The following is a 16,489-nucleotide window of genomic DNA, read 5'->3' on the forward strand; positions in this document are numbered from 1 at the left end:
ATATCCAGCACCACCCCGAACTCATCGACGGCTGCCTCACCGAAACCGGGCTGGTCCTCACGCCACACCCGACATGAACCCGAAAGGGTCAGTAATTGTTCACTCGGTAGATCCGGTGGCCTTGGGGCAGTGGTGGGCCGAGGCTCTTGGTTGGGTTGTCGTCCACTCCTCAGATGAGGAGTTCGAGATCCGCCCGGAGCCGGATCGCCTGCCGGGGTTGGACTTCGTCCGGCTTGACGAGAGCAAGAAGGTCAAGAGCCGACTGCATCTCGACTTCAGGCCTGATGACCAGGACGCCGAGGTGGCTCGCCTGGTGGCTCATGGCGCACAGCGTGTTGATATTGGCCAGGGTGACCGATCGTGGGTCGTATTGGCAGACCCCGAAGGCAACGAGTTCTGTGTTCTTGGCCAGCGGCGTCAGTAGCTGAGCATTTGATCCATCAGCATGCCGGCGGAGCCGGGATGCTGATGGATCGTGCGGGCGTCTCCCGGGCCTAGAAGGCCCGTGACCATTTTGGCGCCTCCAGCCCGCATCCGCCCTTCAACGACCGCCTCTTCGTGAGGTTGGGCCGGCCGACGAACCGAGGGTGAACGAAGCTTGCCCGTGCGCCTGTTCCTCTCAGGGCAGGCCGCGCTGAGCGACAGCGGCGGACCGCGCGCCGTGTCGATACGCCGGGAGTTCCCTCTTGCGCCGGAATTCCTCCGACTCGGGCAGGACCACGTCGGCCGGTGCGGCGGATGCCCTCGGATGCGTCCGGCGCTAGCGTCGAACGTATCGGTGCACGTGAAAGGGGCTCATGGTGCGTGGAGTGCGGACGGTGGCCCGGCTGGCGGCGGTCGGGATGGCTCTGGCGTTGACCGTCGGCGCGGCGGGGACGGCGGCCGCGACCGAGGCGGGGGCCGGGGCGCTGGACGGGGCGTGGCGCATGGACGGCTACGGCACCGTGCTGACGATCTCGGGCGGGAAGCTCACGACGTACGACACCACCCGGATCAGCTGTCTGCCCGGCTACGTCACGGCCGACCAGGTGGGCGCCCCAGGCGCGGGCGGAGCGACGCGGTACGGCCAGGGCGGGGTCGGGTGGCTGACCGTCACACCGCAGGGCAGGCGGCGGGCGGTCCTCGCGGCCGACGACGCGGCCGGGGTACGCCGCCTTGAGCGCCTGCCCGCCCTGCCCGAGCGGTGCGGGCAGCCCGCCGGGGAGGGACCGCTCGCCGTGTTCGACCGGTTCTGGGCCACGTTCGCGGAGAATTACCCGTTCTTCGCCGCGAAGCACATCGACTGGCGGGCCGTCAGGGACCGTTACCGGCCCCTCGTCACGCCGGACACCACCGACGCGCGACTCCAGCAGATCCTCACCGACATGATCCGCCCGCTCAACGACGCCCACACCGGTCTGGCTTACCAGGGCAGGGCGGTGTACTTCGGCCTGCGCCCCGGCACCCGCGTCCCCACCCCGGACCTGCGCACGCGCGCGGCAGAGGCCGTCGCACGCCAACTCGCCGCCCCGGAACGGACGTTCGCACGCGGAAGGCTGGGCGTGGGTGAACTTCCCGGCGGGATCGGCTATCTGCGGATCGACTCGTTCGACGGATACCTGGAGGACGGCGACTTCCAGCAGCAGACGGCCGAACTCGACCGCGCCATGGACGCGTTGCTCCCCGCACACGGGCCCGCCTTGCACGGTCTGGTCATCGACGTCCGGCTCAACGGGGGCGGCGCCGACCCGCTCGGCCTGCGGATCGCCTCCAGGCTCACCGACCGCGCCTACACGGCGTACGCCAAGGTCGCGCGCAACGACCCCGACGATCCGACCCGCTTCACCCGCCCCCAGCCCATCACCGTGCAGCCCTCCACCGCCCGCCGCTGGACCGGTCCCGTCGCCCTGCTCACGAGCGGGAGCTCGGTGAGCGCGGCGGAGACCTTCACCCAGGCACTGATGGGCCGCACCCCCGCGGTGACCCGGATCGGCGAGAACACCCAGGGGGTGTTCTCCGACATCATGGTGCGCACGCTCTCGAAGGACTGGGCGGCCGTACTCCCCAACGAGAAGTACCTGGACCAGCGGGGCCACACCTACGACGGCCCCGGCATCCCGCCCACCCTCCGTACCCCCGTCTTCACCGAGGAAGAACTCGTCCAGCACAAGGACTCGGCACTCACACTGGCCCGCCGGGTACTGCGCGGCGATTCATGAAACATCTCGGAACTCGCCGCCCACCGGCAGTTCGCGGACAGCAACCACTTCGTCCGAGCCTTCAAGAAGCACTACGGCCGGACACCCACCGAGTCCGCCCGCTCGACCACGACCGGGGAGAACTGAACGCGCAACGGAGCCACCGGCACGCGGACTTCCTGCCGCCGTCCGCTTCACGGACAACCGGCGGTGGCAGGACACCCGGCAGCGAGCAGAACGTCCACAGTGTCCTGCCGAACCGTCCCGATCACATCGCCCCGCCCGCCGACTTCAGAATTCCCCGCCGGGAGTGGCCGGTTGGTCACTCGTCGGCGCCGCCCGCTGTACGGGGGTGGAGGTCGTTCAGGAGATCGGCGAGCCGGTCCGGCATGGAGAGGAACGGGGAGTGCCCGCTGGGCAGCCGGCGCACGCTGTCCGCGCGGATCGCCAGACGCTCCTGGAGCTGTGGTGCGAAGGCCCGGTCGTTCTCACACAGGGCGTATGCGGAGGGAACCTCGCGCCATCCCGCCGCCGTCACCGGTTCGCTGAGGCTCCGCAGGTCCTGGGGCGTCAGGCACCGCACGGCACGCTCGGCCTCCCTCTCGGGCAGCTCGGAGTAGAAGGACTCCCGGGGGTTGTCCAGGGGCGGAACCGTACCCCGGGCGGGTCGGGCAGGGGCCTGCCGTGGAACCCCCAACAGGCTTTCACCGACGTCGAGTTGATGGGCCGCCAGATATACGAGACGGGTGATGCGTCGGTTCTCGGCGGCGGCGATGGTGGCGGGGACGCCGGCATGGGAATGAGCCACGACGGTGGCGGGCCCGTCGATGCGGTCCAGCGCGGTGTGCAGGGCCAGGCTGTCTTCCTTCAGGCCGGCCTCGCCGTTCCCGTCCGGTGCCGCGCTGGGCAGGTCGACGGTCACGGCGGACAGACCGCGTTCGGCCAGGGCAGGCAGGAGCCGTTCCCAACACCAGGAGCCGTGCCAGGCCCCGTGCGCGAGCAGGAGGGTGTTCTCGGCTGTGGACATGGCTGCATCTTTCATCCAACCGGAAGGCCGGTGGGTGAGTGAGTGGATGAGGGAGTGGGTGTTGGTACTTCGGTCGGAGCCCGTGCCGGGGCCCGGGGCGGGCCAGCTGCTTACCGGTGGTCGCGACCAGGCGGTCGCAGGACGGCGATCGGGGTGACGGCCCCCAGCCAGTGGCGGTTCACGACCTTCCCGCCAAAGACCTGCTCGCGTTCCGCGCCCCGACGCGGCTGGCACAGGGCGAATCCGCCCGGCCTCCGAGGGCGCGGGGGCACCGCACAATGACGTACCACCGCCCACGTGCACGAACTCACGAGACGGCACGGGCGGCTCGGGACATGCGCCAATTGCCCACCCGTCGATGAAATCCTGCGGTACTCCGACGGCCGGACACCGATGTGCGCCAGGAAGGCGGAGGAGAGGTTCCCGAGGCTGGAGAAGCCGCAAGGTGGATCATGAACTCCAGGCGGCCTGCGACCCAACCGCGCCGGGTCGACTTCCCACCCGCGTGGACCCGCATACACTCCGGCGTCCGGACCGACCGCCGATCGCGACTCGTCGGGACTGCGAGGCCATCAACTCCCCACCGTGGAAGCGGCGTTGGATGGTGGACGGCAAGCTCCGGTAGCCGGTGGCTCGGACCTGCGGCGGCGGCCCGTCAGGTCGTACGCCGCCATCCGGACCCGCACGGAGCTTGCCCGCGGGCCGGGCAGGCACCGTGCGGGGGGCAAGCGGGTTACGCGGCGGGTGAGGTGAAGTAGTGCCCCTTCTCCAGATCGTCGATGAGCCCCGGGCGGGTCGGCTGCCAGCCCAGCAGTTCGCGGGTCAGCACGCTCGATGCCGGGCAGTCGAACGCCAGGAAGCCGCCCAGCCAGCCGAAGTGCTCAGCCGCGTCGGCGGGAGCGATGGACGCGACGGGCAGGTCGAGGTGGCGGCCCATCACCTCGGCGACCGCGCGCAGTTGCACGCCCTCGTCGGCGATCGCGTGCAGCGTCGAGCCCGCGGGGGCCTCCTCCAGGGCGAGCCGGAACAGGTGGGCGGCGTCGAGGCGGTGCACGGCGGGCCAGCGGGCGGCGCCGTCGCCGACGTGGCCGGAGACACCCTTGTCCCGGGCGATGCCGACCAGCATGGCCATGAAGCCCTGGTCCCCCGCGCCGTACACGGTCGGCGGGAGGCGCAGGACGGACGTACGGATACCGCGGGAGGCGAGGGAGAGCGTCAGCTCCGCGGTGGCCCGCCGCCCCTCCGGCCCCGAGGAGCCGAGCTGTGTGGTGTCGTGCGGGTCGATGTCGTGTCCGTCCCGCTCGGTGCTCACGCGTCCCGGCGCGAGCCCGGCCAGTCCGGAGGCGAGGACGAAGGGCCGGTCGGACCCGGCGAGCGCCTCACCGAACGCCTCGACCGCACGACGGTCCGCCTGCACGGCACCCCCGAAGTCCCCGGAGAAGGCGAGCTCGTGCTTGAACGCGAGATGGATGACGCCGTCCGACTCGGCGGCCGCGCTCCGCAGGCCGTCCAGGTCGTCGAGGGTGCCGCGGTGCACCTCGGCCCCGGCAGCGGTGAGGGCGGCGGCCGAGGCGTCCGAGCGCGCGAGCCCGACGACCTGATGCCCCGCGCCGATGAGTTCGGGAACGACGGCGGATCCGATCCAGCCGGAAGCGCCGGTGACGAATACACGCATGAGAAGACCTCCTGGTGAGGACCGCCACTGCGGTAGATCCGCGGCAACGGCAACCTATGTCAGTCACTGACATCGACGGTAGCACTCGATGTCAGGAACTGTCATCACGTAGAATCCGGACATGGGTAGATGGCAGCCAAACGCACGCGGCCGGCTGGAGCAGGCCGCCATGGAGCTCTACACCGAGCGGGGGTTCGAGCAGACCACCGTGGACGAGATCGCCAAGCGGGCGGGCCTGACGGAGCGGACGTTCTTCCGGCACTACGCCGACAAGCGCGAAGTCCTGTTCGGGGGGGCGGGCGTGCTGCAGGAGCTCTTCGCGAACACCCTTGCCGGCCTTCCCGCATCCGCGGCGCCGATGGACGCGGTGGGGACGACCCTGGAGGCCGTCGCCGCCGAGTTCCGTGATCGGCACGCGTTCGCGCGCCAGCGCCAGGCCGTCATCACCGCCAACGCGGAGCTCCGGGAACGTGAGCTGGTCAAGCTCGCGTCCTTGTCCGCGACCGTCGCCGACGCGTTGCGGACGCGCGGTGTGAAGGAGCCGGCCGCGAGCCTCGCCGCCGAGGCGGGCATCGCCGTCTTCAAGGTCGCCTTCGAACGCTGGACCGCCTCGACCGGCCACCGAGACCTGTCGGACTTCTTGCGGGAAGCACTCGCCGAACTCAAAGCCGTGACGGCGGGCACCTGACCACATCGGTCCCGTACGCCCTGCCGCTCCGCCGAGGCTCTCGGACCGGACGTCTTCGTTGTCGGCGCAGCATGACGTACAGAACCAGCGGCACCAGTCCGGCGCGGATCGTGTGCGCGGCGTTTCGCCGGCAGCGCCGGTGGTCGAGGGGGCGGTGCGGCCGACGGCAGGGTATCCATCGACGACGGGCACCTGCCGATCGTCATGCACGTCGGGCCGTACCTGACGATGGCCGCGGGTGACGAAGTGCTGTTGCGCTGGGACAGCGGGGGGGGTGCGCACTTCGTAGGCGGAAGCCCGGGTGGTTGACGACAGCCAGGCGGGCAAGAGAGCGTCCTCAAGCCGTGAACGCCCTCGCGCAGCGCGGCTGTTCCCGCCGCGTACGGATCCAGCAGGCTCAGGGCAGTAGCACGATCTTGCCCCGGGTGTGCCCCTTCTCCAGTTCCTCGAACGCGGCCCGGACCTCGTCCAGCGGGAACACCCCGGCGATCGGCACCTCCAGCTCACCCTCCGCGACGAGCGACGCCAGCTCCGCGACGACCTCGACGCTCGCCGCCGACGCGCTGCCCTCGGCCTTCACGCCGTACTCCTCAACAGCCGCGAAGTCGATGACCGTGTCGATCCGCGACGGGTCCACCCCCAAGTCGAGCGCCAGCTTCACATAGCCGTCGCCGTGGGTGTCGATGAACGCGTCGATGCGATCCGCCGTCTTGCGCAGCCGATCGGCCAGATCCGAGCCGTATGCGACCGGTGTGACCCCGTGGGAGGCGAGCCAGGCGTGGTTGGCCGGGCCCGCGATGCCGATCACCTCGGCCCCGGCCCGCCGGGCCAGCTGCACCGTCAAGGACCCCACACCGCCGGCCGCCGCGGACACCACCACCGTGTCGCCCGGCGTCAGCGACACCGCGTGCACGGCCGCGTACGCCGTCGTCCCGGCCACGAAGAGCGCCCCGGCCACTTCCCAGGGGACACCCGCGGGCTTGGGCGCCAGCTCTCCTGCCTCCGCGATCACGTACTCGGCATGGCTGGCCCGCCGATTCGTGAAGCCGACGACCTCGTCCCCAGGGGCGAAGCCCTCCACTCCCGCCCCGACCTGCGTGACGATCCCCGCCAGGTCGCTGCCCTGGCCCGAGGGGAAGGTGGCGGGCCAGCGGTCGTGCAACAGCCCTTCGCGGATCTTCACCTCACCCGGGTTGATACCGGCGGCCTTCACCTTGACCAGCACCTCCCCCTCGGCCGGCTCGGGAAGAGGTACGTCCGCCACCCGCAGGACGCCGATCCCGCCATACTCGTCGAACCGCACAGCCTTCGACATGATCCGCTCCCTTAGTGCGTCTATGTACGTCGCAGTCGAGCTCCCCCATTCATAACAGCGTCCGGTCCCTGTCTATGCCTGCCGCTCTGTTCAGGTGAACGGACCCGAGCCGCCCCAGAGGGCCAGCACGTCACAGTTGCGGAGCGCGGCTCCGCGCAGCCGGGTCACCGCGATCTCGCAGAACTCCTCGGCCCCGACCCTCTCTTGACGACCGAGCCCCAGGAAGTGACGGCGGGCCAGATTCGGCTGCTCCGTCAGAGCAGGAACCGGACCGGCGCGATCAGCTGGTGCGTACTCGTCCGCGCTCCGTCGTGCTCGAACCACGCGTGCGGCGCGCGATCGCCGGGCCGGGCGCCGGGCACGTGGTCGAGTCCGAGCGGGTCGCGTTCGCGCGGCGGTGTGCCGTCCGGAAGGACCGCACCGTCGTCGTAGCCGTAACCGAGCTTTATATCGTGGTGCTGCCACTCGGTGCGGAGCGTGTGCAGAAGCTCCCGCGCCGGAGCCGCCGGACATGGCCCGGCCGGTCAGGCAGCGTGCGCCGCGGCCACCGGCCGCAGGCTGTCGGTCACCGCCCGGATGCGGCGAGGGGCCGTACGGACAGCTCCGTGTCGCCGAGGCACCCGGTCGTGAGGGCGGCGCATCCTCAGCGGACCCGTTTCACCATCTCCTGTACCGCGTTGATGACCACGTCCGGCCGGTCGACCGGAATGTCGTGTGAGCTGTGCTCTGCCACGACGAGGCGCCGGTTGGGTGCGGCGCCGACGAACTCCTGCTGGGCCTGCCGCCAGAGCTGTGCGTCGGAAGTCGTCACGAAGGGGGTCCCGGAGGACACGATCGCGGTGGCGGGAACGTCCTGGGGCCACGCCAGCTTGTGGTATGCGCGGTGTACGGGCCCGTAATTGGCGGCCACGGCCAGGAGTTGACGGATCGCGCGGGTCTGCGGCTGCCCCTTGAGCGCCGCGATCTGCTGCTCGTTCGCGGCGACGAGCTTGGCGGTCTCGCTGTCGGTGTAGAACTCGGGGAGGCTGGCGTCCACCAGGACGGCACCGGTGATCCAGTGCGGGTGCTGCCGGACGAAGTAGGTCGCTATCTCCCCGGCGAGGGAGTGGGAGACCAGGACCACGTCCTTCGTGGCTCCCAGCTGCGCCAGTCCGGCCGCGAGGTCGGAGACGGCGTCCTGCGCCTTCCACGGCCCTGGTACGTCACTGCTGCGGCCCTCCCCCGAGCGGTCGTAGGTGATGATCTCGGAGCCGGTGCTCTTCGCGAGGACGGGCGCGATCTTCTTCCAGTACGACGCGTCGAGCCCTCCGCCGGCGTCGAGGACGATGGCCGGCAGTCGGCCGGGCGTGACGTAGAACGCCAGCGTGTGTCCCTTGTTGGTGACCATGTGAAGCGAGGGCTGGGCAACCGCCGTTGCCGACAGGGATGCCGTCGCAGTGGCCCGGGACGCAGTCACGGCGGGGCGCGCACCCTGCGCCGTGGCAGCACCGCAGGCTGCGAGTGCGACGGCGGCCGAGGCGAGAGCCGCGTACCGCCGTCGCCGTGCGATGGGGTTGGCCACGGGAATTCCTTCCGTGAGGATGAAGGGGTGGACCGGGCCGGTCGTCGACGACCTCGATCCGCCGAATGATTTCGACACCCTCCAGCCTGGCCGCGTGCACGTACGGCCGCGACGGTGCACGCCCCCGAATAGGGGCAGGTGGTAGGCCCACCGCAAAGGACGGCTCAGCCCCCTCGACGGGCCGCGACGGCATCGACCGGGCGCGCCCCCTTCTTGAGTACGACTCGCTGACCCCGGCGACCAGGGCCAGTTCGTCCCGCCGCAGTCCCGAGACCCTTCGGCGCTCGTCGAACACCGGCAACCCGACGTCAGCGGGTCGCAGCTGCGCGCGGCGCGTCCGCAGGAACTCTCCGAGTTTCGATTTGCTGCCCATGGACCTGAGTATGGGCTTGCCGGGCTGTCCTTACCTGCCCCCGGCAGTGTCAGCTTCGGTGCGGGAATCCAACGGGCACCGCGCGTTCGGCCGTGGCGTCGGGGGTGCGCAGTAGGGCCGAGTACTGCGGTGGAGGGCGGAGCGTCCGGAGCTGGACGCCGAGTTCGAGCGCGTCGCTCAGGCCGCCGGGGCGGGCGGGAAGCGGTGGCGCATCCTCACCAAGCTCCGCCTGCACCCCGGTTGACCAGCGGCTGCCCGAGCGAGGCGAGGGTCGGCGGGTCGGCGCCCTCGCGGGTGCAGGTGAGCGCCGCGACGCCGGCGGCCAGGGAGAGGGCTGCGGTCAGCTCCGGCGCCGGGAGCGGCCCGGCGGTCGCCCGGTCCAGCGTCCGCCGGGCACGCTCCCCGTGGCCTGGACCGTGCCCCGCACCGAGCAGGCCCCGCACCATCAGGCCGCTCAGCAGCCCCGCCATGAACGCGTCACCGGCGCCCACCGTGTCCACGACATCCACCCGTCGGCCCGGTACCTCGACGTGCCCCCGGCGCCAATAGGCGTGCGCGCCGTCGCCGCCCAGCGTGAGGACGACCAGCGCGGGCCCGCCGGTCGCCCACTCACGCGCGACGTCCGCGGGGGCACGGCCCGGGTAGAGCCAGGCCAGGTCCTCATCGCTCGCCTTCACCACGTCGCTGAGCGAGACGAGTTGTTCGACGCGCGAGCGCTCCGCCGCGGGGCTGCCCAGCAGTGCGGGCCGCAGGTTCGGGTCGTACGAGACGGTCGCCGGGCCCCTCGCCTCCCGGACGGCGGCGAGCACCAGGTCGGCGCCCGGCCGCAGGGTGGCCGCGACGGACCCCGTGTGCAGGTGGTTCGGCACGCCCGTGAAGGCGGGCAGCACGGCGTCGGGCACCGGGTCCCAGCGGATGTCGAAGTCGTACGTCGCCGAACCGCCCGCGTCCAGCCGGGCGGTCGCCGTCGAGGTCGCGCCGTCCGTGACGGACCCGTCCGTCAACGCGACCCCGCTGCCCGCGAGCCGGGCGTGGATCTCCTTGCCGAGGGGGTCGTCGCCGATGCGCGTCGCGAGCCGCACCCGGTGTCCCAGTCGGCCAAGGCCCAGCGCGACGTTGGCGGGGCTACCGCCGGGCCGGGCGGTTCGGCCGCCGCCGGGCGGGACGAGGACGTCCACGAGAGCCTCGCCGATGACGAGCACGGGCCGAGGCAGGCCGGGGGTCACGGCGTGACCAGGATCTTCCGGCCGCGCCCCGCCTGGAACTGCGCGAGCGCGGAGGCGTAGTCCGTCAGCGGGAACCGGTGGCTGATGAAGACGTCCGGGTCGAGCACCCCGGCGGCGAACAGTTCGGCCGCTCTCTCGTAGCTGTGCAGGACCGCCATGGAGCCGGTAATCGTGATCTCCTGGTTGTAGATGCGGTACGGCTCGATGGTGGCCCGCGCCGCGTAGTCGGCCACCCCGAACTGGAGGTAGGTGCCGCCGCGCGCGACCCTGCCCAGGGCGTCCTGGATCGCGCGTTCGCTGCCGGTCGCGTCGATGACGACGTCCCAGCCGCGCGGCCGCTCGATCTCCTCGGCGGAGCCGACGGCGCGGGTGCACCCCAACTCCCGTGCGGTGGTGAGGCGTTGGGGGTTGATGTCGATGATGTCGACGGTGGCCGCACCGGTCCGCTTGGCCAGTTCCATCATCATCAAGCCCATGGTTCCCGACCCGTAGATCAGGACGTGGCTCGCCATCGGGGAGCGCAGCACGTCGTACCCGCGCACCGCGCACGACAGGGGTTCGATCAGGGTGGCGTCCTCGGTCCGTACGTGGTCGGGCAGGCGGATGCAGTTCGCCGCGGGGGCGAGGGCGTACTCGGCGGCCGCTCCCCCGGTGGTGACGCCGATCGCCGCGTACCGCTCGCAGAGGTTGTTCCGGCCGATGCGGCAGTAGTGGCACTCGTTGCAGTACAGGGAGGGGTCGACGGCGACCCGGTCGCCGACCGCGAGGCCGTCCACGCCCACGCCGACGGCGACGACCTCTCCGGCGAATTCGTGGCCCGGGACGATGGGCAGGCTGGGGGCGAACTCGCCCTGGAGTATGTGGAGGTCGGTGCCGCACAGGCCGCACGCGGCGACCCGCACCACCACCTCCCGGGGGCCCGGGGCCGGATCGTCGACCGTCTCGATCGACACGGCTCCGGGGGAGCTGATGACGGCTGCTTTCACTGGCTGCTCCAAAGGTCGCTTAGCTGATCCAAAGGGAACTCGGCTGCTCCGGGGGTCACTTGGCCGACCCGGAGGTCACTTGACTGCTCCTAGGGACAGGCCCTGGACGAGCTTGTCCTGGGCGGCGAAGCCGGCGACGAGGACCGGCAGCGAGACACAGACGGCGGCGGCGCACACCTTCGCCAGGAACAGCCCCTGGCTGGTGACGAAGCCGGTGAGGAACACGGGCGCGGTACCGGCCACGACGCCGGTCAGCACCCGGGCGAACAGCAGCTCGTTCCAGCTGAAGATGAAGGAGATCAGAGCGGTCGCGGCGATGCCGGGGGCGGCCACCGGGGCCACGATGCGTACCAGGACGGTGGGCAGCCCGGCGCCGTCGATGGAGGCGGCCTCCAGCATCTCGACGGGTACCTCGGCCAGGAAGGAGCGCATCATCCACACCGCGATCGGGAGGTTCATCGAGGTGTAGAGGATGACCAGGAGCCAGACGTTGTCGAGCATTCCGGCGTTCTTGGCGATCAGGTAGACGGGGAGCAGGCCCGCGACGGCCGGCAGCATCTTCGTCGACAGGAAGAAGAACAGGACGTCGGTCCATTTGCGGACCGGCCTGATGGACAGGGCGTAGGCGGCGGGGATGGCCAGTGCGAGCACGAGCAGGGTCGAAACGACGCTTGCGGTAAGGGAGTTGAGGAGCGGCGGCCACGGACTGACGCCGGTGCTCGCGCCGAAGAACTCGCGGTAGCCCTGGAGGGTCAGTGCCGCGCCGATGCTGGGCGGGTTGGTCGCCGCGTCGGACTCGCCGTGGAACGAGGTGAGCACCATCCAGGCGAACGGCAGGAAGAAGAACAGGCCGCAGAACCAGGCGAGGAAGCCCCAGATGCCGCGGCGCAGCAGGCCGGTCGCAGCGCGTCCGCCTCGGGCCGTCACAGTGCCTCCTCCTTGAACAGGGACGAGACCGTGCGCAGCGCGAAGGTGGCGATGAGCATGGTGCAGGCGACGACGATGACGCCTTCGGCCGATGCCTGGCCGTAGTCGTGCGCCTGGTAGAAGGTCTCGTAGACGGTGTAGGGAAGGTTGGCGGTGCCGAGGCCGCCGGAGGTCAGGGTGAAGACGGCGTCGAAGTTCTGGACGACGTAGATGCTGCCGAGCAGGGCGGCGAGCTCCAGGTAGCGGCGCAGGTGCGGGAAGGTGAGGTGGCGGAAGATCTGCCAGGCGCCGGCGCCGTCGACGCGGGCCGCCTCGACGATGTCCGGCGGGCGGCTCTGCAGCCCGGCGAGCAGGATCAGCATCATGAACGGGGTCCACTGCCAGATCAGCGACACCTCGACGGCGATGAGAGGGATCGATGACATCCAGTCGGGCTGGGGGGCGCTGTGGCTGCCGAACAGCTGCCACAGCCAGGTCAGCGAGCCGTTGATGAAACCGTACGAGGCGTTGTAGAGGGCGTGTTTCCACAGCAGCGCGGAGGCGACGGGGACGACGAGGAAGGGGGCGATGAGGAGGGTGCGCACGATGCCCCGGCCGGGGAACCTCCGGTCGAGGAGCAGGGCGAGCCCGAGTCCGACGAGCAGGCTCACCAGCACCACGACGGCGGTCAGGACGACCGTGGTGACCAGCGAGGAGCGCAGGTCCGGGTCGGTCACCGCCGCCCTGTAGTTGGCGAGACCGCCGAAGCCCCGGTCGTCGGGGGCGAGCGCGTTCCACCGCATGAAGGAGATCACCACGGTTCCCACGAAGGGGAGTTGGGTGACCGCGATGAGGAAGACCAGCGCCGGGAGCAGGGGGGCGCGGCGCGACCAGGCGCCGCCGCCCCGCGTCCGGCGGACCGGCCGGGAGGCATCGAGCCGTCCGCCGCGCGCCACTCGGGTGGCCGTGTGCACGCCCATGTCACTGGCCCTTGTGCTTGTCGGCGACCGTCTCGGCCCGGTCCTGTCCGGCCTTCAGCGCGTCGGCGACGCTGGTTTTCCCGGCGATGGCGGCGCTGATCCGCTGCGAGACCTGGGTGGCGAGGTCGGTGAACTCGGGGATCCCCACGAACTGGACGCCGGGCGCGGGCCTGGGCTGCACTCCCGGGTTGCGGGGGTCTACGGAGGTGAGGGCGTCCTTGGTGGCGGAGGCGAACGCCGAGGCGGCGGCCACGTACTTGGGGTTGGCGTACGTCGACGTGCGTTTGCCTGCCGGGAGTCTGGACCATCCGAGCTGCTCGCCGACCAGGTTCTCGTACTGCTTGCCGGAGGCCCAGGAGATGAACTTCCAGGCGTCGTCCTGGTTCTTGCTCGCCTTCTGCACGCCCCAGGCCCAGGTGTAGAGCCAGCCCGAACTCTTCGTCCTCTCCACCGGCGCGGGCGCGTAGCCCAGTTTGCCCGCGACCGGTGATCCGGATGCTTCGAGAGCGCCGGCCGCGGAGGTGGCGTCGTACCACATGGCGACCTTGCCCTGGGTCATGTCGTTGAGGCATTCGGTGAAGCCGGCCTGCGGGGCTCCGGCCTCGCCGTGCGAACGGACCAGGTCCACATAGAAGTTGACGGCCTTGGTGAACTCGGGGCTGTCGACCTTGGCGGTCCAGTCCTTGTCGAACCAGGTGCCGCCCATGGTGTTGACGACGGTGGTGACCGGCGCCATCACCTCGCCCCAGCCGGGCTGGCCCCGCAGGCAGATGCCCTTCATCCCGGGCCGTGCCCCGTCGGCCTTCGCCGCGAGGCCGGCGACCTGCTGCCACGTGGGGTGCTCCGGCATGGTGAGCTTCTGCTCGGCGAGGACGTCCTTGCGGTACATGAGGAACGAGGACTCGCCGTAGAAGGGCTCGGCGTAGATCTGGCCCGACGCCGTCAGGGACTCCTGGATGGCGGGCAGGACGTCGCTCTGGTCGAAGGCGCTGTCGGCCTTCGCCCGGTCGGTGAGCGGGGCGAGCCAGCCGTTCTTGGCGTAGATCGGGGTCTCGTAGTTGCTGATGGTGGCGATGTCGTACTGCCCGGCCTGGCTCGCGAAGTCCTGGCTGATCTTGTCGCGCACGTCGTTCTCGGGCAGCACCGTGAAGTTGACGGTGATTCCGGTGGACTTGGTGAAGTACTCGGCGGTCAGCTTCTGGAGGTCCGCCATCTGCGGGTTGTTGACCATCAGTACGTTGATGGAGTGGGCGCCGGAGCCTCCGCCCGCCCCGCCGGCGCCGGAGCACGCGGCGAGCAGCGCGCCGCAGAGGGCCGCGGTCCCGGCTCGGGCGCTGTGCCTGCTTGTCCTCACGTGGATCATTCCTTCCGTCATGCTGCGGGCATGCCAAGGACGGCCCGGGGCGGCTCTCGTGCTCCGGTGCGCCGGAACGCGGTGTCCGCGTCAGACCCGGATGACCTGGGGGCCGAGCAGGGAGTACCGGTGAGCCTCGGCGGTGGACAGGCCGGTGTCGGTGATGATCGTTTCGAAGTCGGAGATCTCGGCGAACCGGCAGAAGCTGCTGGCGCCGAACTTGCCGTGGTGTCCCATGAAGATGCGTCGGCGGGAGACCTCCAAGGCCTTGGCCTTGACGTCGGCGACGGCCGGGTCGGGCGTGGTGAGCCCGAACTCGCGGGAGATGCCGTTGGATCCGAGGTAGGCGAGGTCGATGACGAAGCCGGACAGCATCGAACTGGCCCAGGAGCCGACGGTGGCCAGAGTGCGGGCGCGGACCCGGCCGCCGAGCAGCAGCACCGTGATGTGCGCCGACTCGGCGACGGCGACGGCCGTCGACAGGGAGGCGGTGATCACGGTCAGCGGGCGGTCGGTGGGCAGGAGGGAAGCGAGGATCTGGGGCGTGTAGCCCTCGTCGACGAACACGGTTTCCGCGCCGGCGAGCCACTTCACCGCCTCGGCGGCGATCCGGCGCTTGTCCTCGACGTGCAGGGTCACCCGCTGGGCGAGGTTGGTCTCGAATCCCGCGCTCTCCACCGGATAGGCGCCACCGTGGGTGCGCCGCACGAGGCCGCGGCGCTCCAGCTCGCTCAGGTCCCGCCGTATGGTCTCCGGTGCCACCCCGAAGTCCGCGGCCACCACCGCGACCTCCACCCGGCCGTCCCGGCGCGCCAGGGTCAGCAGCCTGTGGTGCCGCTCCTCCGACCGCATCCCAACTACCTACCCCTCATGGCCCGTTCGGGCATCGGACGCCCGAGTGGGCCCGCCAGAATTTATACCGCCGCGGCGTTCAAGGGGACCGGCCCGTTCCAGGCCATAGCGCGCCCGGATCTGACCGTTTGCCCAGCCGCCCCGTCGCAGGCCACGCGGCCCGAGTTGGTGATCGGAGACCGCGCGGGTGCCCGTCGGCGGCGAATCGGGTGCCGAATCGGGCGGTTCGGGGTGGCTGGACAGCCCAGTTCCTGACCCGGTCCGTCAGCCGAACGCGGGCGCCCATGAATCGGAACCCCCTGGAGACGCCGTACCGTGTCGGCCACCCGCGAGGTACTCGCTGAGCACCCGGTGCCGTCGCCGCGGCGTACCGCTCCGGGCCCCGTTCGGGCAGTGATCGGGAGGAAACCGGGTGCGAAACGGGCCCGCGCACCGACCGTTCGGACACCGGAACCCGGCCCGCGTCCAGCGGCCGGGCAAGTCGGGGGGCCGTCGACCTCCAGGGAAACGGCCAGATTCGGTCGTGATGCGCAGCAGAACGGGCCCGTCCGGTCTGCCCGTTTGGGCTTACAACTTCTCCCATCGCTCCGTGTGACAGGTGGGCCCTGTCGGTTCCGAGCGATGTCCGACTGCTGGAGTGCCCGGAGGCAATGATCATGCCCGAGTTAGCGATCCGCCCCGACGCCCGTTACATCGAACCCGACGAGGAGTTCCTGCGGGCCCTGTACGAGCGGCACGGGTCCGTACTGCTCCGCTTCGCCACCCGGCTCCTCGACGGCGACTGGCACCGCGCCGAGGACGTCCTCCAGGAGGCGGCGATCCGCGCCTGGCAGCACGCCGCCGAACTCGACCCCGCGACCGCGGCGCTGCGCCCGTGGCTCTTCCACGTCGTGCGCAACCTGGTCATCGACGGGTACCGGGGGCGGCGGGCGCGCCCGCCGGAGGAGCAAGTGCCCGACGTCACGCACCTGCCGGTGGCCGACGGGGTCGACCACGCGCTCACGGCGCACGTGGTGGTGGACGCGATGCGCGACCTCGCGCCGTTCCAGCGCGAGGTCCTGCTGCACGTCTACTTCCTCGGTCACAGTGTCAACCAGACGGCACGCGTCCTCGGCGTACCGCCCGGGACGGTCAAGTCCCGCACCCACTACGCGATGCGCGCCCTGCGGGACGGCCTCAACAACCGTGGCCTCACGGCTGTTTGACGCTTCGTCACGCCCCACCCCCTCAGAGGGCCAGCAGGTCCGAACAGGAAGGTGAGCTGCCCCGCCAGGGCACCCGGGACTACCCCTTATGACTCTGTTCCCGGCCCCACGCGCACCGGCAGCATGAAGAGATCGGTTCACCGTCGACGGGATCACGCAGGGAG

General features: G+C 70.8%; 16 protein-coding genes. 5 read left to right on the forward strand and 11 right to left on the reverse strand.

Annotated elements, in window-relative coordinates; genetic code table 11:
- Positions 1-73: 73 nt before the first annotated feature.
- From ACIQ8J_RS28745 to ACIQ8J_RS28755, 3 genes are all read left to right on the forward strand, one after another.
- On the forward strand, positions 74-424 hold the full coding sequence (locus ACIQ8J_RS28745; RefSeq protein WP_403275476.1) for a VOC family protein: 351 nt from the start codon (positions 74-76) through the stop codon (positions 422-424).
- A 373-nt stretch (positions 425-797) separates the two neighbouring features.
- Positions 798-2,198: a S41 family peptidase gene (locus ACIQ8J_RS28750; RefSeq protein ID WP_403275384.1), complete on the forward strand. Its 1,401-nt coding sequence runs from the start codon at positions 798-800 to the stop codon at positions 2,196-2,198.
- Positions 2,199-2,201: 3 nt separating this feature from the next.
- Complete coding sequence (locus tag ACIQ8J_RS28755) at positions 2,202-2,324, forward strand: AraC family transcriptional regulator (protein ID WP_403275477.1); 123 nt, start codon at positions 2,202-2,204, stop codon at positions 2,322-2,324.
- A gap of 175 nt (positions 2,325-2,499) precedes the next feature.
- Here the strand turns inward: ACIQ8J_RS28755 and ACIQ8J_RS28760 are convergent, their stop codons facing one another.
- Positions 2,500-3,204: an alpha/beta fold hydrolase gene (locus ACIQ8J_RS28760; protein ID WP_403275385.1), complete on the reverse strand. Its 705-nt coding sequence runs from the start codon at positions 3,202-3,204 to the stop codon at positions 2,500-2,502.
- Between the two features lie 733 nt (positions 3,205-3,937).
- Positions 3,938-4,879, reverse strand: coding sequence for an SDR family oxidoreductase (locus ACIQ8J_RS28765; RefSeq protein ID WP_403275386.1), 942 nt, complete (start codon positions 4,877-4,879; stop codon positions 3,938-3,940).
- Positions 4,880-5,000: 121 nt separating this feature from the next.
- Between ACIQ8J_RS28765 and ACIQ8J_RS28770 the strand changes: the two genes are divergently transcribed.
- On the forward strand, positions 5,001-5,567 hold the full coding sequence (locus ACIQ8J_RS28770; RefSeq protein ID WP_403275389.1) for a TetR family transcriptional regulator: 567 nt from the start codon (positions 5,001-5,003) through the stop codon (positions 5,565-5,567).
- A gap of 397 nt (positions 5,568-5,964) precedes the next feature.
- On the opposite strand, the gene ACIQ8J_RS28775 is transcribed toward ACIQ8J_RS28770, so the two are convergent.
- The 9 genes from ACIQ8J_RS28775 to ACIQ8J_RS28815 form a co-directional block, all read right to left on the reverse strand.
- Positions 5,965-6,882 (reverse strand): NADP-dependent oxidoreductase, encoded by a 918-nt coding sequence (locus tag ACIQ8J_RS28775; protein ID WP_403275390.1) that lies wholly within the window; start codon positions 6,880-6,882, stop codon positions 5,965-5,967.
- A gap of 90 nt (positions 6,883-6,972) precedes the next feature.
- Positions 6,973-7,206 (reverse strand): hypothetical protein, encoded by a 234-nt coding sequence (locus ACIQ8J_RS28780; protein ID WP_403275391.1) that lies wholly within the window; start codon positions 7,204-7,206, stop codon positions 6,973-6,975.
- Between the two features lie 319 nt (positions 7,207-7,525).
- Positions 7,526-8,269, reverse strand: coding sequence for an alpha/beta fold hydrolase (locus ACIQ8J_RS28785; RefSeq protein ID WP_403607981.1), 744 nt, complete (start codon positions 8,267-8,269; stop codon positions 7,526-7,528).
- Positions 8,270-9,031: 762 nt separating this feature from the next.
- Positions 9,032-10,042, reverse strand: a complete 1,011-nt coding sequence (locus ACIQ8J_RS28790; RefSeq protein WP_403275393.1) for a carbohydrate kinase — start codon at positions 10,040-10,042, stop codon at positions 9,032-9,034.
- On the reverse strand, positions 10,039-11,028 hold the full coding sequence (locus ACIQ8J_RS28795; protein WP_403275394.1) for a zinc-dependent alcohol dehydrogenase family protein: 990 nt from the start codon (positions 11,026-11,028) through the stop codon (positions 10,039-10,041). Before ACIQ8J_RS28795 ends, ACIQ8J_RS28790 begins: the two co-directional genes overlap by 4 nt.
- A gap of 75 nt (positions 11,029-11,103) precedes the next feature.
- The gene (locus tag ACIQ8J_RS28800; RefSeq protein WP_403275397.1) at positions 11,104-11,955 is read right to left on the reverse strand and encodes a carbohydrate ABC transporter permease; all 852 of its coding nucleotides are present in this window, start codon (positions 11,953-11,955) and stop codon (positions 11,104-11,106) included.
- Complete coding sequence (locus ACIQ8J_RS28805; protein WP_403275398.1) at positions 11,952-12,914, reverse strand: carbohydrate ABC transporter permease; 963 nt, start codon at positions 12,912-12,914, stop codon at positions 11,952-11,954. Before ACIQ8J_RS28805 ends, ACIQ8J_RS28800 begins: the two co-directional genes overlap by 4 nt.
- A 1-nt stretch (position 12,915) precedes the next feature.
- Positions 12,916-14,277: an ABC transporter substrate-binding protein gene (locus ACIQ8J_RS28810; protein WP_403275478.1), complete on the reverse strand. Its 1,362-nt coding sequence runs from the start codon at positions 14,275-14,277 to the stop codon at positions 12,916-12,918.
- Between the two features lie 81 nt (positions 14,278-14,358).
- Entirely contained in the window at positions 14,359-15,120 is a 762-nt protein-coding gene (locus ACIQ8J_RS28815; RefSeq protein WP_403275400.1) for a DeoR/GlpR family DNA-binding transcription regulator, read from the reverse strand.
- Positions 15,121-15,776: 656 nt separating this feature from the next.
- On the opposite strand from ACIQ8J_RS28815, the gene ACIQ8J_RS28820 reads away from it, so the two are divergent.
- The gene (locus ACIQ8J_RS28820; RefSeq protein ID WP_403275403.1) at positions 15,777-16,325 is read left to right on the forward strand and encodes a sigma-70 family RNA polymerase sigma factor; all 549 of its coding nucleotides are present in this window, start codon (positions 15,777-15,779) and stop codon (positions 16,323-16,325) included.
- Positions 16,326-16,489: the final 164 nt, after the last annotated feature.

Origin of the sequence: Streptomyces sp. NPDC094147, from assembly GCF_044764265.1 — a bacterium.
Classification (GTDB): domain Bacteria; phylum Actinomycetota; class Actinomycetes; order Streptomycetales; family Streptomycetaceae; genus Streptomyces.